At 69.0% G+C, this 24,171-nt stretch carries 22 protein-coding genes; 12 read left to right on the top strand and 10 right to left on the bottom strand.

Annotated elements, in window-relative coordinates; all coding sequences use genetic code 11:
* Nucleotides 1-6: 6 nt before the first annotated feature.
* Nucleotides 7-1,944, bottom strand: a complete 1,938-nt coding sequence (locus AC07V5_RS15830) for a helix-turn-helix domain-containing protein (protein WP_495116631.1) — start codon at nt 1,942-1,944, stop codon at nt 7-9.
* A 172-nt stretch (nt 1,945-2,116) separates the two neighbouring features.
* On the opposite strand from AC07V5_RS15830, the gene AC07V5_RS15825 reads away from it, so the two are divergent.
* The 11 genes from AC07V5_RS15825 to AC07V5_RS15775 all read left to right on the top strand — a co-directional run bounded on the left by AC07V5_RS15825 (nt 2,117) and on the right by AC07V5_RS15775 (nt 14,696).
* The gene (locus AC07V5_RS15825) at nt 2,117-2,908 is read left to right on the top strand and encodes an SDR family oxidoreductase (RefSeq protein ID WP_495116630.1); all 792 of its coding nucleotides are present in this window, start codon (nt 2,117-2,119) and stop codon (nt 2,906-2,908) included.
* A gap of 28 nt (nt 2,909-2,936) precedes the next feature.
* On the top strand, nt 2,937-4,172 hold the full coding sequence (locus AC07V5_RS15820; RefSeq protein ID WP_495116629.1) for a branched-chain amino acid ABC transporter substrate-binding protein: 1,236 nt from the start codon (nt 2,937-2,939) through the stop codon (nt 4,170-4,172).
* 5 nt (nt 4,173-4,177) lie between these two features.
* Nucleotides 4,178-5,119, top strand: a complete 942-nt coding sequence (locus AC07V5_RS15815) for a branched-chain amino acid ABC transporter permease (protein WP_495116628.1) — start codon at nt 4,178-4,180, stop codon at nt 5,117-5,119.
* Between the two features lie 8 nt (nt 5,120-5,127).
* Nucleotides 5,128-6,336, top strand: coding sequence for a branched-chain amino acid ABC transporter permease (locus AC07V5_RS15810; RefSeq protein WP_495116627.1), 1,209 nt, complete (start codon nt 5,128-5,130; stop codon nt 6,334-6,336).
* The gene (locus AC07V5_RS15805; protein ID WP_495116626.1) at nt 6,333-7,088 is read left to right on the top strand and encodes an ABC transporter ATP-binding protein; all 756 of its coding nucleotides are present in this window, start codon (nt 6,333-6,335) and stop codon (nt 7,086-7,088) included. Before AC07V5_RS15810 ends, AC07V5_RS15805 begins: the two co-directional genes overlap by 4 nt.
* Nucleotides 7,085-7,795: an ABC transporter ATP-binding protein gene (locus tag AC07V5_RS15800; protein ID WP_495116625.1), complete on the top strand. Its 711-nt coding sequence runs from the start codon at nt 7,085-7,087 to the stop codon at nt 7,793-7,795. Before AC07V5_RS15805 ends, AC07V5_RS15800 begins: the two co-directional genes overlap by 4 nt.
* Nucleotides 7,796-7,806: 11 nt before the next feature.
* Nucleotides 7,807-8,739: a 3,5-dioxohexanoate:acetyl-CoA acetone transferase gene (kce, locus tag AC07V5_RS15795; protein WP_495116624.1), complete on the top strand. Its 933-nt coding sequence runs from the start codon at nt 7,807-7,809 to the stop codon at nt 8,737-8,739.
* A gap of 17 nt (nt 8,740-8,756) precedes the next feature.
* On the top strand, nt 8,757-9,656 hold the full coding sequence (locus AC07V5_RS15790; protein ID WP_495116623.1) for an SDR family NAD(P)-dependent oxidoreductase: 900 nt from the start codon (nt 8,757-8,759) through the stop codon (nt 9,654-9,656).
* Nucleotides 9,653-10,405, top strand: coding sequence for an SDR family oxidoreductase (locus AC07V5_RS15785; RefSeq protein WP_495116622.1), 753 nt, complete (start codon nt 9,653-9,655; stop codon nt 10,403-10,405). Before AC07V5_RS15790 ends, AC07V5_RS15785 begins: the two co-directional genes overlap by 4 nt.
* 292 nt (nt 10,406-10,697) lie before the next feature.
* Entirely contained in the window at nt 10,698-12,425 is a 1,728-nt protein-coding gene (locus AC07V5_RS15780; protein ID WP_495116621.1) for a carboxylesterase/lipase family protein, read from the top strand.
* Between the two features lie 84 nt (nt 12,426-12,509).
* On the top strand, nt 12,510-14,696 hold the full coding sequence (locus tag AC07V5_RS15775; RefSeq protein WP_495116620.1) for a TonB-dependent receptor: 2,187 nt from the start codon (nt 12,510-12,512) through the stop codon (nt 14,694-14,696).
* Nucleotides 14,697-14,896: 200 nt separating this feature from the next.
* Here the strand turns inward: AC07V5_RS15775 and AC07V5_RS15770 are convergent, their stop codons facing one another.
* The 6 genes from AC07V5_RS15770 to AC07V5_RS15745 all read right to left on the bottom strand — a co-directional run bounded on the left by AC07V5_RS15770 (nt 14,897) and on the right by AC07V5_RS15745 (nt 19,963).
* On the bottom strand, nt 14,897-15,250 hold the full coding sequence (locus AC07V5_RS15770) for a cupin domain-containing protein (RefSeq protein ID WP_495116619.1): 354 nt from the start codon (nt 15,248-15,250) through the stop codon (nt 14,897-14,899).
* Between the two features lie 154 nt (nt 15,251-15,404).
* Nucleotides 15,405-16,598, bottom strand: a complete 1,194-nt coding sequence (locus AC07V5_RS15765) for a M20 aminoacylase family protein (protein WP_495116618.1) — start codon at nt 16,596-16,598, stop codon at nt 15,405-15,407.
* Entirely contained in the window at nt 16,592-16,954 is a 363-nt protein-coding gene (locus tag AC07V5_RS15760; RefSeq protein ID WP_495116617.1) for a helix-turn-helix domain-containing protein, read from the bottom strand. The genes AC07V5_RS15765 and AC07V5_RS15760 overlap by 7 nt, the downstream gene beginning before the upstream one ends.
* Before the next feature lie 90 nt (nt 16,955-17,044).
* Nucleotides 17,045-17,455, bottom strand: coding sequence for a RidA family protein (locus AC07V5_RS15755; RefSeq protein WP_495116616.1), 411 nt, complete (start codon nt 17,453-17,455; stop codon nt 17,045-17,047).
* 34 nt (nt 17,456-17,489) lie between these two features.
* Nucleotides 17,490-18,815 (bottom strand): NAD(P)/FAD-dependent oxidoreductase, encoded by a 1,326-nt coding sequence (locus AC07V5_RS15750; protein WP_495116615.1) that lies wholly within the window; start codon nt 18,813-18,815, stop codon nt 17,490-17,492.
* Nucleotides 18,815-19,963: an alanine racemase gene (locus AC07V5_RS15745; RefSeq protein WP_495117073.1), complete on the bottom strand. Its 1,149-nt coding sequence runs from the start codon at nt 19,961-19,963 to the stop codon at nt 18,815-18,817. Before AC07V5_RS15745 ends, AC07V5_RS15750 begins: the two co-directional genes overlap by 1 nt.
* Before the next feature lie 136 nt (nt 19,964-20,099).
* On the opposite strand from AC07V5_RS15745, the gene AC07V5_RS15740 reads away from it, so the two are divergent.
* Nucleotides 20,100-21,005 (top strand): LysR family transcriptional regulator, encoded by a 906-nt coding sequence (locus AC07V5_RS15740; RefSeq protein WP_495116614.1) that lies wholly within the window; start codon nt 20,100-20,102, stop codon nt 21,003-21,005.
* 6 nt (nt 21,006-21,011) lie between these two features.
* On the opposite strand, the gene AC07V5_RS15735 is transcribed toward AC07V5_RS15740, so the two are convergent.
* Genes AC07V5_RS15735 through AC07V5_RS15725 form a run of 3 tightly spaced genes read right to left on the bottom strand, consistent with a single transcriptional unit; the run spans nt 21,012 to nt 24,120 of the window.
* Nucleotides 21,012-22,433 (bottom strand): aldehyde dehydrogenase family protein, encoded by a 1,422-nt coding sequence (locus AC07V5_RS15735; RefSeq protein ID WP_495116613.1) that lies wholly within the window; start codon nt 22,431-22,433, stop codon nt 21,012-21,014.
* A gap of 39 nt (nt 22,434-22,472) precedes the next feature.
* Nucleotides 22,473-23,687: an acetyltransferase domain-containing protein gene (locus AC07V5_RS15730; protein ID WP_495116612.1), complete on the bottom strand. Its 1,215-nt coding sequence runs from the start codon at nt 23,685-23,687 to the stop codon at nt 22,473-22,475.
* 31 nt (nt 23,688-23,718) lie between these two features.
* Nucleotides 23,719-24,120: a hypothetical protein gene (locus tag AC07V5_RS15725; protein ID WP_495116611.1), complete on the bottom strand. Its 402-nt coding sequence runs from the start codon at nt 24,118-24,120 to the stop codon at nt 23,719-23,721.
* Nucleotides 24,121-24,171: the final 51 nt, after the last annotated feature.

The raw sequence follows: 24,171 nt of genomic DNA, 5'->3' as shown, positions 1-24,171 counted from the left end.
GGAGACTCAGCCGCGCAGGCTCCAGAGCCGCAGCGCGATGTGGATCTCCAGCGCGCGCGCCGCCTGCCCCCAATGGCCCAGCAGGTCCTCGGCGGTCGTCAGCCGGTAGCGCACCGTGTTGACATGGATGTCCAGGCGCTGCGCCGTGATCTTGGCGTTCTGGTTGTTCTCGAAGTAGCACAGCAGCGTGGCCGCCAGGTCGGTGCTGCGCTTGCGGTCGTGTTCGAGCAAGGGCCCGATGCAGGCCTCCAGAAACTGGCCGAGGCTGTTCGGGTCGTGGGTCTCGAACAGCGTGGAATAAAGAGCCAGCTCGTTCTGCCCCACCAACTGGCCCTGCACGCCCAGCCGGGCCAGCACACCCAGCGCGCGCTTGAGCGTGGCATAGAGCGCCGGCAGTTCCGCCAGCGAGGCGGTCGGGCGCGACAGCACACCGCGGTGCGCTGCGCCGGCCTCGCGGCGCGCCCAGGCGGCCAGTGCCTGCCTGACGTCGAGCGCACGCGTGGCCATGCACAGGATGACCAGGCTGCCGTCGATCTCATCGATGAGGCAACGCTCCATGGCTGCGAGCTGCAGCAGGTGTCGGGCCGCATAGCTGGCACCCAGGCCGTCGAGCTCGGCGGTCACCAGCGTCAGCGGCTGGGCCAGGTCGAGCCCGAAGCGCTCGGCGCGGTTGGTCAGCACGGCGATCTCGTCCTGGCGCGGCGACACCAGGGCGCGCAGCAGCGAGGACATGTCGCGGCTCTTGCTGGCTTCCTGGCGCTCCTGCGACAGCAGCACGATGCCGATGACGCTGGAGCTGCGTTCGAAGGTGCGCTCCGCCACCTCCTCCAGCGGCCCGCGATGGAACAGGGCCAGCGTGCCCAGCACGTCGTCGCCGCCAATGACAGGCATGACCCGGCAGACCTCGCCATCGACTTCGTAGGCCACCACGGAGCGCCCGTCGCGGCGGGCCTGGCGCAGCGCGGCGGACAGCGCGGCACTGTGGCTGCCATGCGGCTCGTAGCGCTCGGCGCCGCTGCCGGCATAGCCCTCCGCCGCGCCGCGGCTGATGATCTGCAGGGCCTCGTCCAGCACCAGCAGCGCGCCACCGAGCAGGCTGGCGACGGTCTGGCACAGCGTCGCCAGCGAGGCCCCGCGCGCCAGCAGCGAGGTGATGCGCTCATGCGCATCCGCGGCGGCCTGCACGCCGCGCGCATGGCGTTCCAGCTCGGCGCGTGCCTCGTCGGCCTTGCCCAGCGCCGTGTGGACGCGCTGGAAGTCGCGCGCATTGCGCAGGGCCACCGCGCCATGGGTGGCCAGCGTGCGCAGCACGGCGATGTTCTGCGCGGTGTGCACGCGGTGGTAGCGGTCGGCGGCGAACAGCAGGCCGATCACCTTGTCCTGCCAGATCAGCGGCACGCCCACCAGCGCACAGATGCCTTCGGCGCGGAAGATGTCGTCGAACCGCGGGTCATGCTGGAAGCGCGTGTCGTGCAGATAGTCGGGCGTGGTGAAGGGCATGCGCGTGGCCATCACGACGCTGGCCGTGCCGCGGTCGCTGCGTATGCCCATGCCCACGGAGTTCTGGGTCTGGCCCCCTTCGGCCGCCAGCGACTGGAACACGCCGCGCTCCTCGTCCAGCTCCGAGATCCAGGCCATGTCGGCCCCGAGCAGGTTGCGGGTGCGCGAGACCAGCGCCGCCAGCAGGTTGGACAGCTCCAGCCGGCCGGACAGGTCCTGGGCCGACTCCATCACCGCCAGCATGCCCTGCTCGCGCTGCTGCAGCAGTTCCAGCCGGTTGCGCACCGCCATCGCCATGCGCACGGCCTCGACCTGCGCGTTCTTGTCGGCGGCGCCTGCGGGCAGCGCTTCGGCGTCGGCCAGGCGCTGGGCGAAGTCCTCGGCCGCCGCACCCTTGTGCAGCATGCCGATCAGTGCACGCGCGAACTGCTCGCCGGTGTCCAAGGAGGGGCCTCCGTCATCAAGGGAGGCGAAGGCTACCAGAGCGTTTCCAGGCGCGGCAGCGCTTCCATAGGCACTCGAACACAACGGAACCGGGGGTTTTGTGTGCGCCCACCACATAGGGTTGGACGAGGCGATTGCGCAGACTTCCGCCACGTTTTCTCGCTCCGTGCCCATGCCCCTTCACGACACCCTTTGCCCGCAGCCCGGCCTGCGCGTGCTGGTCACCGCCGGCGCCAACGGCATCGGCGCCGCCATCGCCCGCGCCTTCCATGCCGCAGGTAGCCGCGTCCACATCTGCGACGTGGACCGCAGCGCCCTCGACCGCCTGGTGGCCGGCACGCCCGGCATCACCGGCAGCATGGCCGACGCTTCCGTCGCCGCCGACGTGGACACCGTGTTCGACGACGTGCGCAGCCACCTCGGCGGGCTGGACGTGCTGATCAACAACGTCGGCATCGCCGGCCCCACCGGCGCCATCGAGGACATCGACGCGGCCGGCTGGGAGCGCACCGTCGCCGTCAACCTCAACAGTCAGTACTACTTCGCGCGCCGCGCCGTACCCATGCTCAAGGCCGCCGGCGGCAACCCCTGCGTGATCTCGATGGGCTCGGTGGCCGGCCGCCTGGGCTATGCCTTCCGCACCCCCTATGCGTCGAGCAAGTGGGCCATCGTCGGCCTGACCAAATCGCTGGCCATCGAGCTCGGGCCCCTGGGCATCCGCGTCAACGCCATCCTGCCCGGCGTCGTCGAGGGCGAGCGCATGGACGGCGTGATCGCCGCGCGCGCTGCCGCCCTGGGGCTCAGCACCGACGCGATGCGCCAGCAATACCTCGACAAGATTTCCCTGCGCCGCATGGTGACCGCCGACGACGTGGCCGCGATGGCGCTGTTCCTGTCCTCGCAGGCCGCACGCAACCTGACCGGACAAGTCATCAGCGTGGACGGCAACGTCGAATACCTCTGACCTTCATATCTACAACAGGAGACAAACCATGAATTCATTCCGCCTTGCGGCCCTTCCCGCGGCCTTGCTGCTCGCCACCTCCGCCCACGCAGCGCCGGTCAAGATCGGCCTGCTGGAAACCCTGTCCGGCCCGCAGGCCTCGACGGGCCAGACCTTCCGCGCCGGCGTGCGCTACGCCATCGACAAGATGAATGCCGCCGGTGGGTGGAACGGCGAGCCGGTGCAACTCGTCGAGTACGACAACCAGGGCGGCCCGACCGGCGCGTCAGACAAGCTCAAGGCGGCCATCGCCGACGGCGTGCAGATCGTCGTGCAAGGGGCCTCGTCGGCCATTGCCGGCCAGATCACCGAGGACGTGCGCAAGCACAACCTGCGCAACGCGGGCAAGGAGATCGCCTTCATCAACGTCGGCGCCGAGGCGCTGGAACTCACTGGCGAGAAGTGCAACTTCCATCACTTCCGCCTCACCGGCAATGCCCAGGTCCGCACCAAGGTCCTGGTGCAGGGCATGAAGCAGGCCAAGGCGCTGGGCACCAAGGTCTATTCGATCAACCAGAACTACTCCTGGGGCCAGGACATGGAGCGCGCCATCGTCGACAACGCGGCGGCGGGCGGCTACACCGTCGTCGAGAAGACCCTGCACGACACCAACAAGATCCAGGACTTCGCGCCCTACATCGCCAAGATCGGCGCCTCGGGCGCCGAGACGGTCATCACCGGCAACTGGTCCAACGACCTGCTGCTGATGATGAAGGCCGCCAAGGCCGCCGGCCTGAAGGCCGATTTCGGCACCGTGTTCCTGGATCAGCCGGGCAACGTCAGCAATGCGGGCGAGACGGCCGTGGGCCACTTCATTGCCCACGTCTTCAACGGCGAGGCCGGCGGCGCCGAGGGCGCTCGCTTCATGGCCGACTACACGGCCAAGATGGGCCACGCGCCCGTCTTCGTCGAGCCACAGGCCGCGTTTGCTCTTGACATGGTGGCCGATGCCCTCAAGCGCACCAAGCCCGTGGCCGGTGCACTCGACGTCAACGCGTTCGCCCGCGCGATGGAAGCCGCCCGCATCAAGACGCCGATGGGCGAGATGAGCATGCGCGCCGCCGACCACCAACTGCTGCTGCCGCTGGTGGTGTCCACCGTGTCCAAGGACGCCAAGTACAAGGTCGACGGCACCGACATGGGCTTCAAGCCGGTGCGCGTTTACAGCGCCGAGGAAGCCGCCATGCCCGTGCAGGCTTCCTGCAAGATGCAACGCCCGTCCTGACCGCGATGGAAGCACTGCTGTTCGGGCTGCTCAACGGCCTCATCTACGGGCTGCTGCTCTTCATGGTGTCGGCCGGGCTCACGCTGATCTTCGGAATGATGGGCGTGCTCAATTTCGCCCACGCGTCGTTCTACATGCTGGGCGCCTACTTCGCCTACAGCCTGCAGGGCCTGCTGGGCTTCGGCCCCGCGGTCGTGCTGGCGACGCTGCTGGCCGGCGGCGTGGGCGCGGTGGTGGAGCGCTTCTTCCTGCGGCGCGTCCACCATCACGGCCACGCCCACGAGCTGCTGCTGACCTTCGGCCTGTCCTTCATCGTCGCCGAGGCCATCAAGCTGCTGTTCGGCAACTTCCCGGTCGACTACCACGTGCCACCGCTGCTTGACGGCCCGGCCTTCGTCATCGGCAGCCAGCAGTACCCGCTGTACCGGCTGCTGATGGGTGGCGTGGCGCTGCTGATGTTCGCGGCGCTCTACCTGCTGCTGACGCGCACGCGCGTGGGCATCATCGTGCGCTCGGCCATCTACAAGCCGCGCATGGTGGAGGCGCTGGGCCACAACGTGCAGCTGGTGTTCATGGGCGTGTTCGGCGTCGGCGCTGCGCTGGCCGGGCTGGCCGGGGCCATCGCCGGCGCTTTCTACACGACCAGCCCGAACATGGCGCTGGAGATCGGCGTGATGGTCTTCGTCGTCGTCGTGGTCGGTGGGCTGGGGTCGCTGGGCGGCGCCATGCTGGCCTCGCTGCTGATCGGCGTCATGACCTCGCTGGCCGTGAGCGTGGACCGCAGCCTCGCAGACGTGTTCGCCGTGTTGGGTGCCGGTGCCTGGGCCGAGAGCGTGGGTGGCCTGCTCACGCTCAAGCTCTCCAGCCTCGCGGCCACCCTGCCCTTCGCCTTGATGTTGCTGGTGCTGCTGGTCCGCCCCCAGGGCCTGCTCGGCGACAAAACCTGATTCCTTCGATGCGTACTTCCTCCTCCCTCCTGCTGGGCGGCGTGGCCCTGCTCGCGGCGCTGCCGGCCCTGCTCTCCGCGGGGCTGCTCAACGCCGCGGTGCAAATGCTGATCGCCGCACTGTTCGCCAGCGCCTACAGCCTGCTTGCGGGCCGCGCCGGCATGCTCTCCTTCGGCCACGCGGCCTACTTCGGCGTGGGCGCCTTCGCCACCGTGCACGGCATGAACGCGGTCCATGGCACCGGCCTGCTGCCCACGCCGCTGCTGCCACTGGTGGGCGCGGCGGCCGGGGTGGCGTTCGGCGTGGTCGCCGGCTGGTTCGCCACCCAGCGCAGCGGCACGGCCTTCGCGATGATCACGCTGGCCATCGCCGAACTGCTGCACTCCCTCGCGCCCCAGCTCAAGGGCCTGTTCGGCGGCGAGTCGGGCATCTCGGCCATGCGCATGCCGGCCTGGGGCCTGGGCTTCGGCTCCACCACGCAGGTCTATTACCTGACGCTGGTCTGGGTGCTGCTGTCGCTGGCGCTGATGTACTTCCACACGCTGACGCCCGCGGGCCGGCTGACGCTGGGCCTGCGCGAGAACAGCCACCGGCTGCGCTTCCTGGGCTATGACGTGCATCGCCTGGGCGTCTCGGCCTTTGCCATCTCGGGCCTGTTCTCCGGCGTGGCCGGCGCCCTGCAGGTGCTGGCCAACGAGTCCGCCAACTACGTGGTCTTCGATCCCGGTGTGTCGGCCGCCGTGGTGCTCAACAGCTACATCGGCGGTGTCGGTGTCTTCCTCGGGCCGGCACTGGGGGCGGCGGTCATGAGCTTCTTCGGCTATGCCGTGTCGGATGCGACCCAGGCCTGGCTGCTCTACCAAGGGGTGCTGTTCGTGTTGGTGATGATGTTCATGCCGCAGGGCCTGGTGGGCCTGGGCGGCGCGGCGGCGCGCCGTGTGCAGCAGTTGGGGGCGGTACGGGCACTGCCATTGCTGCTGGCCTGGCTGCTGGCGATGCTGCTGCTGGCGGCGGGCACGGTCTTCCTGGTCGAGCTGCTGCAGCGCCTGTGCTCGCAGGACTACCGCGCGCTGGCCCGCATGGCGCCAACGCTGCCGCCGCTGACGATGTTCGGTCGCAGCTGGGCGGCCGCCGGCTTGGCGACCTGGGCCTGGCCGCTGGGCCTGCTGGCCACGGGCGGCGGGCTGCTGGCGTTTGCGCGGAGACACCTGAAATGAGCGATCCCATCCTCAAGCTGCAAGACCTGCGCAAGTCCTTCGGCGAGACCGAGATCATCCGCGGCGTCGACCTGGACCTGGCACCCGGCGAGCGCCGCGCACTGATCGGCCCCAACGGCGCGGGCAAGTCCACGCTCTTCCACCTGATCTCGGGCAACCTGGCCCCGACGGCAGGCACGGTCCGCTTCCAGGGGCAGGACATCACCGGCTGGGCGCCGCAGCGCGTCAACCGCCTGGGGCTGGCGCGCTCTTTCCAGATCACCAACATCTTTCCCAAGCTGACCGTGTTCGAGAACATCAGATTGGCCGTGCTGCGCCAGCAGCCGCAGCCGACGGCCTTCTGGCGCCGTATCGACAGGCTGCCGAGCCTGCGCGAAGCCACCGAGCAGTTGCTGGAGCGCGTGCGCCTGCAGGCGCGCGCCGCCGCGCTGGCGGGCGAGCTGAGCTATTCGGAACAGCGCTCGCTGGAGATCGCCATGACGCTCGCCTCTGACCCGCAGGTAATCCTGCTGGACGAGCCCATGGCCGGCATGTCCAGCGAGGAGACCGACTACACGCTGGCGCTGATCCGCGAGGTGACGGCCGGCCGCGCCCTGCTCATCGTCGAGCACGACATGGACGTGGTGTTCTCGCTCGCCGACCGCATCAGCGTGCTGGTCTATGGCCAGGTCATCGCCACCGGCACGCCGGACGAGATCCGGCATCACCAGGGCGTGCGCGAGGCCTATCTGGGCGAGGAGGTGGCTGCATGACCGCCCTGCTTCAGGTCGAGAACCTGCACGCTCACTACGGCAAGAGCCACATCCTGCAGGGCGTGGGCTTCAGCGTCGGAGCCGGCGAGGTGTTGAGCCTGCTGGGCCGCAACGGCTCAGGCCGCTCCACCACGCTGAAGGCTGTCATGGGTCTGGTGCCGCCCACCTGCGGCAGCGTGACGCTGGCCGGCAAGGAGCTTGCCGCTGCCAAGCCCAACCAGATCTGCCGCGCCGGCCTGGCCTATGTGCCCGAGGAGCGTGAGGTGTTCGCCAACCTCACCGTGGACGAGAACCTGCGCATGGGCGAACAGCCCGGCGTGGATGGCGCGCCGCGCTGGACCGTGCAGCAGATGTTCGACTACTTCCCGCGCCTGAAGGAGCGCCGCCACACGCGCGCCGGCAGCCTGTCCGGCGGCGAGCAGCAGATGCTGACCATCTGCCGCTCGCTGCTCGGCAACCCACGCGTCATCCTCATCGACGAACCCACCGAAGGCCTGGCGCCCATGATCGTCACGCAGGTTGGCGAGTGCATCCGCGACATGCGCGCCAAGGGCGTCTCGGTCGTGCTCGTCGAGCAGAAGCTGGCCATCGCGCTGAAGGTCTCGGACCGCGTCTGCGTGATGGGCCACGGCCGCATCGTGTTCGAAGGGACCCCGCTAGAACTGCAATCCGACCCCGCCCTGCTGGCGCAGTGGCTGGCGGTCTAGAAAGACCCACCATGTCCGACAAAGTCATCATCTCCTGCGCCGTGACCGGCTCGGTGCACACGCCGACCATGTCACCCCACCTGGCGCTCACGCCGCACCAGATTGCCGAGCAGGCCATCGAGGCCGCCAGGGCCGGGGCAGCCATCCTGCATCTGCATGCACGCGACCCGCTCGATGGCCGGCCCACGCCCGACCCTGCCGTGTTCGACCAGTTCGTACCGCGCATCAAAGCCGCGACGGACGCCGTCATCAACATCACCACCGGCGGCAGCACACGCATGACACTGGCCGAGCGCCTGGCCTATCCGCTGCAGGCCGCGCCGGAGATGTGCTCGCTGAACATGGGTTCGATGAACTTCTCCATCCATCCGGTGGCCCGCAAGATCACGCAGTGGCAGCACGACTGGGAGCAACCTTATGTCGAAGGCATGGAAGACCTGATCTTTCGCAACACCTTCGCCGACATCAAGCACATCCTGCAAGTGCTGGGCCGCGAGCGCGGCACGCGCTTCGAGTTCGAGTGCTATGACGTGGGCCACCTTTACACGCTGGCGCACTTCCGCGACGAGGGCCTGATCGACGGGCCCATCTTCCTGCAGTGCATCTTCGGCATCCTCGGCGGAATGGGCGGTGACCCCGAGAACCTGGTGACCATGCGCACGACCGCCGACCGCCTGTTCGGCCGCGACGGCTACCGCTTCTCGGTGCTGGGCGCCGGCCGCCACCAGATGCCGCTGCTGACCATGGCCGCCGTGATGGGCGGCAACGTGCGCGTGGGGCTGGAAGACAGCCTGTACCTGGGCAAGGGCCAACTCGCGCGCAACTGCGCCGAACAGGTGCGCAAGATCCGCCGCATCCTCGACGAACTGTCGCTCGAAGTCGCCACGCCCGCCGAAGCCCGCGCCATGCTCGGGCTCAAGGGCAGCGACGCCGTCAATTTCTGAACTCTGCCAATCTCCCCATGAAGAAGCTTCTGCAAGACCGTGTCGCCCTCGTCACCGGTGCCGGTGGCGGCCTGGGCCGCTGCCATGCCCTCGAACTCGCGCGCCACGGCGCCCGCGTCATCGTCAACGACCTCGCGGGCGCCGACTTCGGCGCGGCCGCCCGCGGCGTCGTTGCGGAGATCCGCGCCGCCGGTGGCGATGCGCAACTGCACCTGGGGGACGTGACGCGCGCCGAGGACATGCAGCTGATGGCCTCGCAGGCACTCACCGCCTGGGGCCGCATCGACATCCTGGTCAACAACGCCGGCATCCTGCGCGACAAGAGCTTTGCCAAGATGGCGCTGGACGACTTCCGCCGCGTGCTCGACGTGCATGTGATGGGCGCAGCCAACGCCACCAAGGCCGTCTGGGCACAGATGCAGGAGCAGCAGTACGGCCGCATCGTCATGACGACGTCGTCCTCGGGCCTGTACGGCAACTTCGGCCAGGCCAACTACGGCGCGGCCAAGATGGCACTCGTCGGCCTGATGCAGACGCTGGCGCTGGAAGGGGCCAAGCGCAACATCCGCGTCAACTGCCTGGCGCCCACGGCCGCCACCGGCATGACCGAAAGCATCCTGCCGCCCGAGGCGTTGGCGCAGCTGACGCCCGAACGCGTCAGCCCCGCGCTGATCCCGCTGTGCGTGGAGGATGCACCGACCCGCATGATCCTGCTGGCCGGCGCCGGCAGCTTCGAGGCCGCACACATCACGATGACGCAGGGTGTGCACATCGCCGACACCGCCACAGCCGGCGCGCAGCTCTGCGCGCAGCTGGACGCCGTGCGCGACCGCCGCGGCGAAGAGGTGCCGCCGGAGGGCTGGGCGCAGTACCAACTCGAGCTGGCCAAGGCCGCGCGCGAGGAGATGGCCGCATGAGCACGCTGGACGGACAGGTCGCCTGGATCACGGGCGCCGCCAGCGGCATCGGCCTGGCGGGCGCGCGGGCGCTGGCCGAAGCCGGTGCGGTGGTGGTGCTGTCCGGCCGCCGGGCCGACGCGCTGGAGCAGGCCGCCGTCGAGATCCGCGCTCTGGGCGGGCAGGCCGAGGTTGAGCCACTGGATGTCACCGATGCCGCCGCCGTTGCGGCCACGGCCGCGCGCATCCTGGCCCGCCATGGCGGGCGACTGGACATCCTGCTCAACAGCGCCGGCACCAACACGCCACAGCGCTTCTGGCGCAACCTCACTGCGCAAGGGTGGCGCCAGGTGGTGGGCACCAACCTGGATGGCCTCTTCCACACCACGCTGGCGGCCCTGCCCGCCATGCGTGAGCGGCGCAGTGGGCTGGTGATCAATGTGTCCTCCTGGGCCGGCGTGCGCCACCCCAAGCTGACCGGCGCCGCCTACAACGGCAGCAAGCACGCCGTGGTGGCCATGACGGAGACTATCAACATGGAAGAAGGCGTGAACGGCATCCGTGCCTGCTGCCTGTGCCCGGCCGAGGTGTCCACACCCATCCTCGACACCCGCCCGCAGCCACCCACCGCCGAGGAGCGCGCGCGCATGCTGCAGCCCGAGGACCTGGGCCGCACCATCCGCTTCATCGCCGAGCTGCCGCCACAGGCCTGCGTCAACCAGATCGTCATCAGCCCGACCTGGAACCGCATGTACATCAACAGTCTTTGAAGCCCCTCGCCCAGTCTCGCAGCGCTGAACGCGCGCGAGCCTGGTCGGTCCCCCGAGGGGACGAGGCCGCGTGCGGCATTGAGCCGCACGCGACCGCAGGCGGGCCGGCTCGGGAGCGGCCCAGCGCTCGGCCCGAAATGCGGAATGGACAACTGAACAAGTTCCACGCGCGGGTTTGTGCGGTGGAAGGCAAGCACACCGCCAGCCGACGCCACATGTGTGGGCTGCACATTGAACGGGTGAGCGCGCGGGCCAAAACTCCCTGCATACCCACAAAGAGGCAGGAGACAAGGTGGCTAGCTTCACATCGGCGCGGCAGGGTGCCGTCGCATTGATCATCGCCCTGGCGGGCGCGGCGTCTGCCCAATCGCCCCTGCAACGGGACACCGCCTTCGGCCCGGTGCTCGGCAGCGGTGACGCCACCAGCGGCACATGGGCATGGAAGGGCATCCCCTTCGCCAAGCCGCCCGTGGGAGCACTTCGCTGGCGCGCCCCGGTCGACCCGGAGGCCTGGACGGCGCCTCGCACGGCGCAGGCCTTCGGCGCGGCCTGCGCCTCCTCCGGCCGCCTCTATGGCCCAGGGCGCAACAACCGCTACGACGCCAGCATCGGCGAGAGCCTGGACCAGACCGTGGGCGCGGAGGACTGCCTCTACCTCAATATCTGGCGCCCGGCCACGGCGGCGGCCAAGCTGCCCGTCATCGTCTTCGTGCACGGTGGCAGCAACATCACCGGCTACACGGCCGACCCGGTCTACGACGGCGCCGCGCTGGCCCGCAGCGCCGACGCTATCGTCGTGACGGTGAACTACCGGCTCGGCGTGCTGGGCTTCTTCACGTCGCCGCACTTGCGCACGGGCGACGCAGCCGAGGACTCGGGCAACTTCGCGCTGCTGGACATCATCAAGGCGCTGCACTTCGTCCAGCGCAACATCGCCAGCTTCGGCGGCGATGCCGGGCGCGTCACGCTGATGGGCGAGTCGGCCGGCGCCGTCAACGTCTATGCGCTGCTGACCTCGCCGCTGGTCGTCAAGACGCGCCCCGCCCTCTTCCACCGCGCCGTGCCCATGAGCGGCGGCATCTCGCGGCCCGAGGACCTCGCGCCCGGGCGCTTCCCCGTGCTTGTCTCGCCGACGCTGTTCCAGAACCAGGCCAAGCTGCTGCTGGCCCATCGCCTGGTGGCCGACGGGCTGACCCAGGACATCGCCACGGCCGACGGCTACATCGCCCGCCACAGGCCCGCCGAGCTGGCGGCCTATCTGCGCGGGCTGAAGGTGGACGACGTGCTGTCCACCGTGCTGACCCAGCTCAAGGCGGCCAACCTCGGCGGCTCCAACCCCATCGCGGACGGGCATGTGGTGGCCAGGAGCCCCATCGACGCGATCAAGTCGGGCAACTACCTCAAGGTGCCGGTGCTGGCCGGCAACACGCGCGACGAGGGCAAACTTTTCCCCGGCCTGCTCGCGCTGGCACCTGGCCTGGGCGGGGTCAGCGGCCGCCTGCTGAGCGACAAACAGACCTTCGACATTGCCGCCCGCTACGACCCCGACGCGGCGCCGCAGACCCGCATCGAGGACTGGATCCCCAAGGCCTATCTGCCGCTGGAGGCACCCGGCACCGGCTACGACGCGCGCATGGCCGTGCTGAACGACTACTGGTTCATCCCGCTGCGCGACAACGTGCTCGGCGCGCTCAAGAGCCGCCAGGACGAGGTCTGGTACTACAGCTTCGACTGGGCACAGGAGCCCGCGCCCTTCAACCAGATCTTCGGCGCCGCCCACGCCTTCGACCTGCCTTTCATGTTCGGCAATTTCGGCCCCTCGGTGTGGTCGCGCATCATGTTCAGCCGTGCCAACGAACCGGGCCGGCTGGCCCTGGCCGAGGCCATGATGAAAAGCCTGGGCGCCTTCGCCCACGGCGGCGACCCCAACCATGCCGCCCTCGGCACGGCCTGGCCGCAATGGCCCAAGACCCTGCACTTCGACGCCACGCCGAAGGACCGGGTCATCACCGCTCAGTAGACCCCCAACTCCCCTGACACGGCGCCCGCAGGCCGGGCGCGTGGCAGCGCTATTCCAGAACGAAAACTGCAAAGGTACGGAGACATGAAGATCGCATCCCGCAATAACCGCAAGGCCCGCATCCGCCACCTCAGCCTGGCCTTGTTCGGCCTGCCGCTGTGCAGCCTGGCGCAGCAGGCCGCCCCTGCCGACGGCGACAAGGCCAAGGAAGAAAAGACACAGCTAGAGACGGTCACCATCACGGCCGAGCGCCGCGCCCAGCCGCTGCAGAAGTCCGCCATCTCCGCGACGGTGTTGTCCGGAGACGATCTCGCCAAGCATGGCGTGGACGTGGTGGACCAGCTCCAGTACGTCGCCCCCTCCACTGCCGCCAACAACTTCGGCCAGGGCGTCAACATCACCATCCGCGGCATCGGCAAGGGCGAGACCAACACGCAGACCACCACCGGCGTCATCACCTACCGCGATGGCGTCGCGACCTTCCCCGGCTACCTGGCGCAGGAGCCCTATTTCGACATCGCCTCCGTGCAGATCCTGCGCGGGCCACAGGGCACCTTCGGCGGCCAGAACGCCACCGGTGGCGCCATTCTGGTGGACTCCAACGACCCGGTCATCCGCGGTGGCTACAGCGGCTACGTGGCCGGCCAGCTCGGCAGCTACAGCGACAAGGGCGCGCAGGGCGCGGTCAACATCCCCGTCAGCGACACCTTCGCCGCGCGGCTGGCCTTCAACACGCAGAGCCGCGACAGCTTCTGGAAGATCACCGGCCCCTACACCGGCAGCGACGCCCGCCTGCGCACGCACAGTGCACGCCTGGGCCTGCTGTGGCGCCCCACGAATGCGCTCACGGTGCTGCTCAAGACCGAGTACCACCACGTCGACAAGGGTGCCTACCCGGCCGACGCCGTCGGCGCCACCAACGACCCGCTGCACGTCACCGCCAACGCGCCGCTGCAGGCACTGGACCGCTCCGGCCGCACGGTGCTCAAGGTCGAGTACACCTTCGACGACGGCACCCGGCTGCGCTCGCTGACCGCCTACCAGCAAGGCAACACGGTCTACGGCGCCGACCTCGACGGCAGCGCCACCGACCCGCGCAACTGGATGTTCTACGACTCCGTGGACGAGCGCATCACCTCGCAGGAGTTCAACCTCATCTCACCCGACGCCGGCCCCTTCACCTGGCTCGTCGGCGCCTACTTCCAGCGTGACATCCACGTGTTTCCCAAGGACCAGTTCGTCATCGGTGCACCGCTGGGCAACAGGTTCTCCGAGTACCGGCTGGACGGCATCAACCCCGTCTACACCCGCGCCGTGTTCGGCCAGGTCGGCTACCAGCTGACCGACGCCCTCAAGGTCGTGGCAGAAGGCCGCTACTCGAAGAACACCACCCGCAACGACGTCAACGTCGTCCAGTACGGCACGCCCATCGCCGACCAGCAGAGCGCCGAGTTCAAGAACTTCTCCGGCAAGCTCGCGCTGAACTACACGCTGAGCGCGGACCACTTCCTCTACGGCTTCGTCGGCAGCGCCTTCAAGCCCGGCGGACTGAACGTGCCCGTCGGCCTCGGTCTGCCCGACCCTTTCAAGGAAGAGAAGGTCCGGTCACTGGAGATAGGCTGGAAGGCCGGCTGGCTGGCCAACCGCGTCAACACGCAGGTCAACGTCTTTTCCAACCGCTACACGGGCTTTCAGGTCGGCATCGGCTACCCGACCTTCCCGACCTTCCGGTTCGAGCTCAACACGCCCAACCCGACGAAGATCTACGGCGCCGAGGCCTCGGTCCAGGCCCAGCTCGGTTCCGGCTGGTCCGCACGCGCCAACGTGGGCTGGATGCGCAGCCGCATCGGCCAGTTCTTTGCAACCGACCCGCGCGCCGCCTCGACGCTGCCCTGCAACACCAACACCGGCCCCGCCAGCGCCACCTGCCTGAACCTCGACGGCCACGAGCAGACCTATGCGCCGCACCTGACCTACAACTTCAGCGTGGAAAGGCGCTTCACCGTCGGCGAGCACACCTTCACCCCCCGCCTCAACTTCGCCCACGTCGGCGAGCAATGGGGCACGCTATTCCAGAACCGCGCCCGCGGCGACCAGCTCGAAGCCCGCAACCTGATCGGTGCCCAGATCGACTGGGAACACGGCGACATGATGGGCAGCCTTTACAGCACCAATCTCGCCGACCGCCGCTACCTCACAGCAGTCGGTTCCGGGCTCAGGTATGCGGGAGCTCCGCGGCAGTTTGGTGTACGGCTGACCAAGTTCTTCTGAATTGAAGACCGATCACGACCGAGATCAGAGCACCCGCCGCGGCCATGCAGCTCGCTATATGTGCGCGAAATCAATTGGCGCAATTTAGCAAGACTTGCCCCTCACTCCTACTCCACTGGCAATCTCTGGGTGCGCTCCCTGGGATGAGTAGTAGGAACCTGCCGCTCCGTGGGGCACGACCGGCCTCTGGGGCTGATGACCTAGGCGGTGACCCACACCTTGCGGACCGTCTCCAACGTTCGCCAGGTACCGGTGTAGCCTGGCTTCATGATGAAGCAGTCGCCCGACTTGTAGGTCACCGGTGACTGTCCGTCTTCGGTGATCTCCGCCACGCCCGACAGGATCAGGCAGAACTCCCAAGTCTCGCCCTTGATGGAGCGGTTGGTGCCTGGTGTGGACTCGAAGACGCCGGCGCGCACCTTGCCGTCCTTGGCGCTGTCGACATCCCAGTTGCGGCAGACGATATCGCCTTCGATGACGCGGTCGGCCGGTGGCCGGTACTCCCGCGGTTCGCCGAGCTGGTCGAGCTTGAAGGTGACGAGAAGGCTGGACATGGCGGGCTCTCCGAGGGGGTCAGGTGATGAGCCGCCATGCTATGCAGAGTAGCCCTCAGGCAGGTGCCGAAGCCGGCCCTCGTAGCGGTGGCAAATACGCGATTTCCCGGCCGCCGCAGCGCAATCTGCCGCGCCGGGGCGCCGGCCGCCGTCGTCAGCCCATCGACGTCGGCGCCAGCGCCAGTTCCGCAACCTCGGCGAACCATTTCAGGCCCAGCGGCAGCAGCCTGTCATTGAAGTCATAGCAGGGGTGGTGGAGCGGCCGATAGTCGCCATCGATCACCGACTTCGGCCCTTGGCCCAGCCACAGATAGGCCCCCGGCCGCTCGCGCAGCATGAAGGAGAAGTCCTCGGACGTGAACGCGGGCCGGGGTGCCTCGCGAGCCTCCAGCCCCGCCGCAGCGGCGGCCCGCAGGGCCATCTGCGCCTGCGCCGCGCTGTTGACCGTGGCCGGGTAATAGCGCGTGTAGTTGACCTCTACCTCGCAGCCGAAGGACAGGCCGACACCCGCGGCGCAGTCCTTCAGTGCCGCCTCGATGAGATCCTGGCTGGCCGCGTCGAAGCTGCGCACGGTGCCGGTGATCTGCACCTCCGCAGGCATCACGTTGTGCGACTGGCCGCCTTGGATGCGCGTCACCGAGAGCACGGCCGACTCGGCCGGGTCGATGCGCCGCGCGACGAGGGTGTTGAGCTGGCAGACCAGCTGGCTGGCGGCCAGCACCGCATCGGGCGTGCGGTGCGGCTGGGCCGCGTGGCCACCCCGGCCATGCACCGTGATGTCGAAGCGGTCGGCCGCCGCCATGATGGGCCCCGCGCGGGTCTGGGCCTGGCCCAGCGGCAGATCGGGCCAGTTGTGCAGCGCGAACACGCTGTCGCAGGGGAAGCGATCGAACAGGCCGTCCTGGATCATGGCCCGCGCACCGCCGCGGCCCTCCTCGGCGGGCTGGAAGATGAAGTTGACCGTGCCGCTGAAGCGGCGCGTGCGCGCGAGATGGCGGGCCGCGCCGAGCAGCATGGCCGTGTGGCCATCGTGGCCGCAGCCATGGTGGGCGCCACCAAACAGACTGGCATGCGGCAGGCCGCTCTGCTCGGCCATCGGCAGCGCGTCCATGTCGGCGCGCAGGCCGATGCTGCCCCCTTCGCCGTGGCGCAGCACGCCGACGACGCCGGTGCCGCCGATGCCCTCGTGGACCTCCAGGCCCAGCGCGCGCAGGGCCTCGGCAACGATGCCGGCCGTGCGGTGCTCGGCGAAGGCGAGCTCGGGGTGGGCGTGCAGGTCCCGGCGCAGCGCGACCAGGTCGGGCAGCAGGTCGGCAACGTCAGCGATGGCGGCGTCGGTCGTCAGCATGGAGCGCCCACGTGTTGCTGGAACTGGCGCGGCGTCATGCCGCAGTGGCTCTTGAAGCGGCGGTTCAGATGGCTCTGGTCGTAAAAGCCGACCTCGCTGGCCGCACGCGCTGCCGGCACGCCCTGGCTCAGCAGCGTCTGCGCGTGCTGGACGCGCAGTGCGTTTACATAGCGGTAGGGCGACATGCCGACGCGCTCACGGAACACCGTCGCGAAGCGCCACAGGCTGAGGCCGCACAGGGCCGCCAGCGTCTCCAGGCGCAGGGGCTCGCCCAGATGGCCACGGATGTATTGCAGCGCCGGCTCCAGCGAGCGGCATCGGGGGCTCGCCGCGGAGCCTGCGGTTCGGTTGTGCATGCCCGAAAGCTTAGGGCCGGGTTTGCCGTCAATTCGACCGTTCAGGCCCGCCGGGACAGCAGTGAATTGCGTATTGCGGCGCCGCGGGAATCAAGGCTGTCGCACCGGGCGGCCGCGCACGGCAATGGCGTCCAGCTCCACCAGGTAGCCATAGTGAAGCTCGGGCACCGGCACCACGGTGCGCGCCGGCTTCGCCGGGCCCATCACCTCCGCATAGACCGCGTTGAATCGCGGCCAGCGGGCCACGTCGACGATATAGGCCGTCAGCTTGACGACGCTGTCCAGGTCCGCGCCGGCACCGACCAGCGCAGCGCGCAGATTGGCCAGCGCCTGGCGCACCTGATCCTCGAACGGCAGGTCTGCCGTGTGCGTGCTGTCCGCCCGCGCGCCGAGCTGGCCCGAGACGAAGACGAGATCGCCGTGGCAGACGGCATGGCTGTAGTGGCCGCCCGGCGGGGCCAGGCCGGCTGCCGGGGCAAGGGGAGAGATGGGGGTGTCCATGGCGTTCCTCAGAGGTTGGCAAAGTAGTCAGCGGCTAGAACTCCGCGACCTGGCCCCAGGCAGACGCCTGGAAGCGGTCCGGGTGGTAGGGGCGAGGGTCGACCATGGGTTTCGCGCCGCTGACGATGTCCGCGATCAGGTGGCCGGCACCGGGGCCGATGCCGAAGCCGTGGCCACTGAAGCCCGCGGCCAGCACCAGGCCCGGCAGGCCGGCCACCTCACCAATGCCGGGGACGCCATCCGGCGTGCTGTCGATGTAGCCGGCCCAGGCCGCGGTGACCGCACGCTCCTTCAGCGCGGGAACAAGTTCCAGCGCACGACGATGGGTCAGACTCACGACCGCCGGGTCCACCGCCGGATCCAGGATGCGCATGCGCTCCATCGGCGTCGGCTGGTCAAGGCGCCAGCGCGCCAGGCTTTCGTGGCCCGAGCGCACGCCCTCCAGCCCGCCTGGTGACAAGCTGCGCCAGCGACGCAGGAACATCGGCAGGAACTGGGGCGAAAAGCGCAGGAACTGCGGCGTCGGGTCGACGCGGGCGCGGCCGCTGATCGCCAGCAGATAACCGCCATCGCCACGCCGCGTCAGCGAGACCCCGGCCGTGTGCAGCGTCGGCGGCAACTCGGCGACGCCAGGCGCCACCGCCATCACGGTCTGGCGGATGGTGGCCTGCGGAAAACGGATGCCGTGCTGGCGGCAGAAGGACGAGGCCCAGGCGCCGCCGGCCAGCACGGCGGCCCGGGTGCGTATCGTGCCCTGTTCGGTGACAACAGCCGACAGCCGGCCGCCCTCGGTCTCGAGGCCACGCGCCGCGCAGCCCTGGTGCACGCTGCCACCGAGCCGCATCAGTGCACGTGCGACGGCCGGGGCCGCCCGTGAAGGGTCCGCCGTGCCGTCGGTGGGTGAGAAGACGCCGCCCTTCCAGGGCTTGCCGGTCACACGCCCATGCTCGGCCGCTGCCGCCGAACTCAGCATCTGGGTCTTCACGCCGACACCGCGGGCAAATTCGCCCCAGCGCGCCCAGCCGGCCAGCTCCGCATCGTCATTGCTGAGGTAGAGCAGACCGCAGCGCCGAAAGCCCGTATCTTCGCCAGCCTCGGCAGCGAATCGCTCCCAGAGATCCAGCGCCAGGGTCGCCATCGGCAGCTCGCGAGCATCGCGGTTCTGCTGGCGGCACCAGCCCCAGTTGCGGCTGGATTGCTCCGCGCCGATGCGGCCCTTCTCGATCAGCGCGACCTGCAGGCCCCGGCGCGCCAGGTAGTAGGCCGTGAAGACGCCGACGATGCCGCCGCCGATGACGACCACATCGGCCCGGTCCGGGAATTCGGGCGTGGATTCAACGGGAGTCAAAGGTGCGGGCATCACCAGCCTCCGAAGCGAGGCCATTCGGCCTCGACCGCCGCCTCGGCGCCGCGCACCACGTGGTAGCTGCGGTGCTGCGCACCCGTGGCGCAGGCATGGTTGGGCAGCACGCGAACGCGGTCGCCGATGGCCAGTTCGGGCAGCACGCCCGCGGAGCCGGGCCGCACGGTGACGATGCCGTGCTCCTGGTTGGCGTCGGCAACGATCAGGTCGGGGTAGGCCTGGCCAGCCAGGTTGCAGACGACGCCATAGCCCTGGTTGACGGCCTGCTTCGCGGTGCCGCGATCCTGCGACATGGCCATCCAGCCCGCGTCGATCAGGATCCAGCCCTTGTCGCGCTGATGACCGATCACCGTCGCCAGCACCGACAGCGCGATGTCCTCCACCCGGCAGACGCCGATGCCCGCCATCACGAGGTCGAAGAAGACGAACACACCAGCCCTGACCTCGGTGACCCCGGTCAGGTCGGTCGCGTTGTGGGCGGTCGGGGTCGAGCCCAGGCTCACCACCGGGCAGGGCAGGCCCGCTGCGCGCAGGGCCGTGGCCGCCTCGACCACGCCGCGCCGCTCGTCCTCGGCGCATTGCCGCAGCGCCTGCGCACCGCGCGCGGCATAGCTGCCGCCGGCATGGGTCAGCACGCCACGCAGCTCCGCGCCCTGCCCCAGCGCCCGGCCGATGGCCAGCAGGCACTCGATGTCGCCAGGCTGCACGCCCGAGCGATGACCGTCGCAATCAATCTCGATCAGCGCGGGGATGGGCCGGCCCGCCTCACGCGACGCGGCCGCCACGGCCTCGGCCTGTGCCACGGTGTCGAGCAGCACGACGAGGTCGACGCCCTCGGCACGAAGAGCCAGCACCTGCGCCAGCTTGCCCGGCGCGATGCCCACCGCGTAGATCATGTCGCGCACGCCGGCCGCGGCGAAATGCGCGGCTTCCTTCAGCGTGGAGACAGTGGCCGGGCCGCGCGGCGAGTCCATGACGTGACGCGCCACCTCCACGGACTTGCAGGTCTTCAGATGCGGCCGCAGCCCGACACCCAGATCGGCCAGCTTGCTGCGCAGCCGCGCGACATTGCGCTCCATGCGAGTGGCATCAAGCACGAGGCAGGGTGTTTCCAGGTCCAGCAGCGTCGCCGCCGCCGGCTTCAAGGTCTCGAGTTTCTCGCGGGTGTCGATCAGGGCCTCGGTCACGGCATTCCTAGGTTCAGGTGGTGAAGTCATTGTGGGCACCGGCATATAAGGAATCAATTTACGATTCGTACACGCACAGATAAGGCTGCACTTAATGATCAGCTCCGATGACCTTGCCTTCTTTGCCGTGCTGGCAGACTCGGCCTCGCTGGCCGAAGCCGCGCGCAAACTCAACGTCACGCCGCCCGCCGTCTCTCAGCGGCTGCAGGCCCTGGAAGCGCGCGCCGGCGTGCGCCTGATCGACCGGACGGGACGCCGCACCAGCCTGACCGATGAGGGCGCCCTGGTGGCGGCGCACGGGCGGCAGGTGGCGCAAACCATGGAGGCGCTGGCCGAGGCGCTGGGAGACAGGACCAGCAAGGTCAGTGGTCATCTGCGCGTGACGGCCCCCCATGGCTTCGGCAGGCTGCATGTCGCGCCGGTGGCGGAGGCCTTTGCCCGCGAGCATGAGGGCTTGACGATCTCGCTCGAACTCTCCGATCATCCCGGCGCAGGGCTGATCGACAGCTGCGACGTGGCCGTCCACATCGGGCCGCCCGGGCCGCTGAACCAGGTCGTAACGACGCTGGCGCCCAACCGGCGCATCCTGTGCGCCAGCCCGGCCTATCTGGCGCAGAACGAGGCCATCACGCGGCCCGACGACTTGCTGGGGCAGCGCTGCCTGGTGGTGCGGGAGAACGACGAGGACGTCACGCTGTGGCGCTTCAAGCGACTGCACGGCCGCGACGCTGCCACCGTGCGCATCCACCCCGCGATGTCGAGCAACGACGGGGCCGTCGTGCGCGACTGGGCCCTGGCCGGCATGGGGGTCGCGATCCGCTCCGAGTGGCATGTGGCCGAGGACCTGGCGCAGGGGCGCCTGTCCGTCGTGCTGCCCAATTGGGAAGCCCCGGCGGCCGACGTGGTGGCGCTGCTCGGCCCGCGGCACGGCCGCAGCGCAAGGACCACCGCCTTCCTCGCCATGCTGCGGCAGGCGCTCAACCCGGCGCCGTGGCGTTAACAGGCCCTAGGCGTAGCCGATGATGGCCTTGGTCTCGAGGTATTCCTCCAGACCGTGAACGCCGTATTCGCGGCCGTTGCCCGAACGCTTGTAGCCGCCAAAAGGGGCATGGGCGTTCCAGGCGGGGTAGTTGATCAGGACCTGGCCGGCGCGGATGCGACCCGCCACGCGCCGGGCACGCTCGATGTCGCCCGACTGCACATGGGCGCCGAGGCCGTAGATGGTGTCGTTGGCGATGGTGACGGCCTCGTCCTCGTCGCGGTAGGGCAGGATCACCAGCACCGGGCCGAAGATCTCCTCGCGGGCCACGCGCATGTCGGTCCTCACGTTCGAGAAGATCGTCGGCCGCACGAAGAAGCCTTCCTTCAGCCCCTCCGGCCGGCCAGGCCCGCCGCAGATCAGCGTAGCGCCCTCGTCGATGCCGACGGCGATCATCTCCTGCACCCGCTTGAACTGCGCCTCGTTGGCAATAGGCCCCATCGTCGTCTGCTCGTCGAGAGGGTCGCCGACCCGGATACCGGCCACGGCCTGGATCGCCAGCGCCTCGGCCTCGGCCAGGCGCGACGCCGGCACCAGCAGGCGCGTCGGCGCGCTGCAGGACTGACCGACATTGCGCATGCCGGCCAGCACACCCTTGGCGATGCCCTGCTCGAAATCGGCATCGTCGAGGAACACATTGGGCGACTTACCACCCAGCTCCTGCACCACGCGCTTGACCGTCACGGCGGCGGCCTGCGCGACCAGCACGCCGGCACGCGTGGAACCGGTGATCGAGATCATGTCGACCTCCGGATGCGCCGACAGCGCCGCGCCGACCACCTCGCCGGTGCCGCCAACAAGGTTGAACACGCCGGCCGGCACGCCGGCATCGTGCATCACCTGAGCGAACAGTTGCGCGCTGAAGGGCGACAGCTCGCTGGGCTTCAACACGACGGTGCAGCCAGCCGCGATGGCCGGTGCGACCTTGGCGGTGACCTGGTAGAGCGGCCAGTTCCAGGGCGTGATCAACGCGCAGACACCGATCGCCTCCTTGGCCGTGGCCGTGCCACCCGCGTTCGACAGGAAGGCATAGCGCTGCAGGACTTCGATCTGCGCGCGCACATGGGCGATGCCGAAGGGCACGTGCGAGGCGCGCGCGAAGCCGATCGCCGAACCCATCTCGGCGACGATGGCCTGCGCAAACAGCTCGGCGCGCTCCTCCAGCAGCGCCAGGATGCGCTTCAGCAGTTCCAGCCTGTCCTCGACCGGGCTGCGCGAGAAGCTGTCGAAGGCACGGCGGGCGGCCTGCACGGCCAGATCGACATCGTCCGCCGAGCCAGCGGCGACATGACCAATGACGCGTTCCGAGACGGGATCGACCACGGCGAGCCGGGGTGCATCGGGGCGATCGACCCAGCGGCCATCAATGTAGAAGCGGGTGTCGTTCATGACTGCCATTTCAAGTCTTTTCCTGATCGAGCCTGCGGCTCAGAAATATTTCACCCAGCCGATGCTCGTGCGCCGCTTGAACTCGCCGTAAGCCTTCACCGGGAAGTAGAGCAACGCCGTCACGGCCAGCCAGACGACCCAGACGATCCAGAACGAATCGGCATCCACGCCGAAGCGCGAGCCCTGGTTGGGGCCGACGACGGCGAACGCGATGCGATAGCTGAGCATCAGCACATAGAGGTGGAAGATGTAATAGAACATCGGCGCACCGCCGAAGGTCGTGCAGACCTTGGTGAAGCCGTTGTCGGCGAACTCCAGCGCCGCCAGCATCAGCAGCCCGCCGCCCAGCGTCATCAGCAGGAAGTCCAGCGACGGCGGGTACTTGGTGAAGTTCAGCCAGACTTTCACCGTCTCCAGCGTCGTCGCCTGCGGCGTCCAGGGCGCGTTCTCGCCGTAGATGTTGAAGCCACGCAGCAGCAGCAGCACGGCCCAGCAGGCCAGGCCGGTGATGACGAGCGTGCGGCGGCGCTTCAGCGCGTCGACGACGGACGAGAACAGCGGTGCAAAGGTGTAGCCCAGCAGGATGACGCCGACCCAGGGCAGTGCCGGATAGCTGAGCTTGACCTTCACCCCCCCCTCGGCCACCAGCCAGCCGCGGTGCAGCATCAGCGTCCACAGCGGATACCAGGGGCTGTCATTCGGCACGACATAGCCCGCCACCGCGTTATGGCCGCAGACGATGACGAAGCCCAGCGTCGCCAGCAGCCAGCGCGGCAGCCCGGACAGGAAGGCCAGCGCCACCATGCTGAAGCCGATCGCCCACATCACCTGCAGGTAGAGCACTTCGTACTTGCCTTGCCAGGCGAAGTTCACCACGGTCAGCTCCAGCGCGATCAGCAGCAGGCCACGCTTGAGCAGAAACTCGCGCACGTTGCGCGGTGCGCCGCTCGGCGGGTTGGCATAGAGCCAGGCCGACAGGCCCGTCAGGAACACAAACACCGGCGCGCAAAAGTGCGCCGCCAGCCTTGAGAAATACAGGTCGGTGGGCGTACCGGGCACGGTCATCGGGTCGGTGACGTTCAAGTGCAGGTACAGGTGCTCGCGCACATGGTCGAGCATCATCACGATCATCACGAAGCCGCGCAGCGCGTCGATGGATGTGATGCGCTTCGTGTGGGTGGCTATGCGGCCCGACAGCGATGCAGCAGGTCGCGGCATCGCTGCGGCACGTGAAAGACTGGGCGAAGTGGACATGATGGACTCACTGAAAAGGGAGTAGGTGGGCTCAGCCCGGCAACTTGCGTTTGCGCCAGGGCAGGCCCGTCAGCAGCTGGGCCGCGAGGGCCAGTGCGAGCGCGGTCCATACCAGGCGCATCAGCAGCGCTGTTGCGCGGCCGCCCCAAGGCGGCACGGCGCCCGAGTGCAGGGAAAAGATCACGTTGGCGTAGCGCTCGGCCAGCGGCAGCTGCCGCGCGTCGCGTACCGCGAGAACCGCCCCGCCCTGCTCGGCCACATAAACCTGGCTGAGCCCGTAGGGGTGCCATTCCTCGCCTCGCAGGCGCAGGCGCAGCAGCCCCGGCGCCTGGCGGTACAGGCGCTGCGGCCTGGCCTCCGGCAGGGCCACGGCGGCACTGAGCAGGGCCTGGCCGGCCGACACCCGAGGCAGGGCTGATGGCGCCGGCGCCACGGGGGGCTGGGGGGGCGGGGTGGCTCCCCCCCCCCCACACTACCCCCCCCC

It is taken from the genome of Roseateles sp. GW821-FHT02E12 (assembly GCF_059421665.1).
This window is presented reverse-complemented; position numbering and strand designations above follow the sequence as displayed.

Excerpts from the sequence above, each read along its gene's own strand:
- AC07V5_RS15735 (WP_495116613.1), bottom strand. The coding sequence starts at position 22,433 with ATGAACGACACCCGCTTCTACATTGATGGCCGCTGGGTCGATCGCCCC.
- AC07V5_RS15760 (WP_495116617.1), bottom strand. The coding sequence starts at position 16,954 with ATGCACAACCGAACCGCAGGCTCCGCGGCGAGCCCCCGATGCCGCTCG.
- AC07V5_RS15810 (WP_495116627.1), top strand. The coding sequence starts at position 5,128 with ATGCGTACTTCCTCCTCCCTCCTGCTGGGCGGCGTGGCCCTGCTCGCG.
- AC07V5_RS15730 (WP_495116612.1), bottom strand. The coding sequence starts at position 23,687 with ATGTCCACTTCGCCCAGTCTTTCACGTGCCGCAGCGATGCCGCGACCT.
- AC07V5_RS15740 (WP_495116614.1), top strand. The coding sequence starts at position 20,100 with ATGATCAGCTCCGATGACCTTGCCTTCTTTGCCGTGCTGGCAGACTCG.
- AC07V5_RS15770 (WP_495116619.1), bottom strand. The coding sequence starts at position 15,250 with ATGTCCAGCCTTCTCGTCACCTTCAAGCTCGACCAGCTCGGCGAACCG.
- AC07V5_RS15790 (WP_495116623.1), top strand. The coding sequence starts at position 8,757 with ATGAAGAAGCTTCTGCAAGACCGTGTCGCCCTCGTCACCGGTGCCGGT.
- AC07V5_RS15765 (WP_495116618.1), bottom strand. The coding sequence starts at position 16,598 with ATGCTGACGACCGACGCCGCCATCGCTGACGTTGCCGACCTGCTGCCC.
- AC07V5_RS15775 (WP_495116620.1), top strand. The coding sequence starts at position 12,510 with ATGAAGATCGCATCCCGCAATAACCGCAAGGCCCGCATCCGCCACCTC.
- AC07V5_RS15820 (WP_495116629.1), top strand. The coding sequence starts at position 2,937 with ATGAATTCATTCCGCCTTGCGGCCCTTCCCGCGGCCTTGCTGCTCGCC.
- AC07V5_RS15785 (WP_495116622.1), top strand. The coding sequence starts at position 9,653 with ATGAGCACGCTGGACGGACAGGTCGCCTGGATCACGGGCGCCGCCAGC.
- AC07V5_RS15755 (WP_495116616.1), bottom strand. The coding sequence starts at position 17,455 with ATGGACACCCCCATCTCTCCCCTTGCCCCGGCAGCCGGCCTGGCCCCG.
- AC07V5_RS15805 (WP_495116626.1), top strand. The coding sequence starts at position 6,333 with ATGAGCGATCCCATCCTCAAGCTGCAAGACCTGCGCAAGTCCTTCGGC.
- kce (WP_495116624.1), top strand. The coding sequence starts at position 7,807 with ATGTCCGACAAAGTCATCATCTCCTGCGCCGTGACCGGCTCGGTGCAC.
- AC07V5_RS15750 (WP_495116615.1), bottom strand. The coding sequence starts at position 18,815 with ATGCCCGCACCTTTGACTCCCGTTGAATCCACGCCCGAATTCCCGGAC.
- AC07V5_RS15800 (WP_495116625.1), top strand. The coding sequence starts at position 7,085 with ATGACCGCCCTGCTTCAGGTCGAGAACCTGCACGCTCACTACGGCAAG.
- AC07V5_RS15815 (WP_495116628.1), top strand. The coding sequence starts at position 4,178 with ATGGAAGCACTGCTGTTCGGGCTGCTCAACGGCCTCATCTACGGGCTG.
- AC07V5_RS15825 (WP_495116630.1), top strand. The coding sequence starts at position 2,117 with ATGCCCCTTCACGACACCCTTTGCCCGCAGCCCGGCCTGCGCGTGCTG.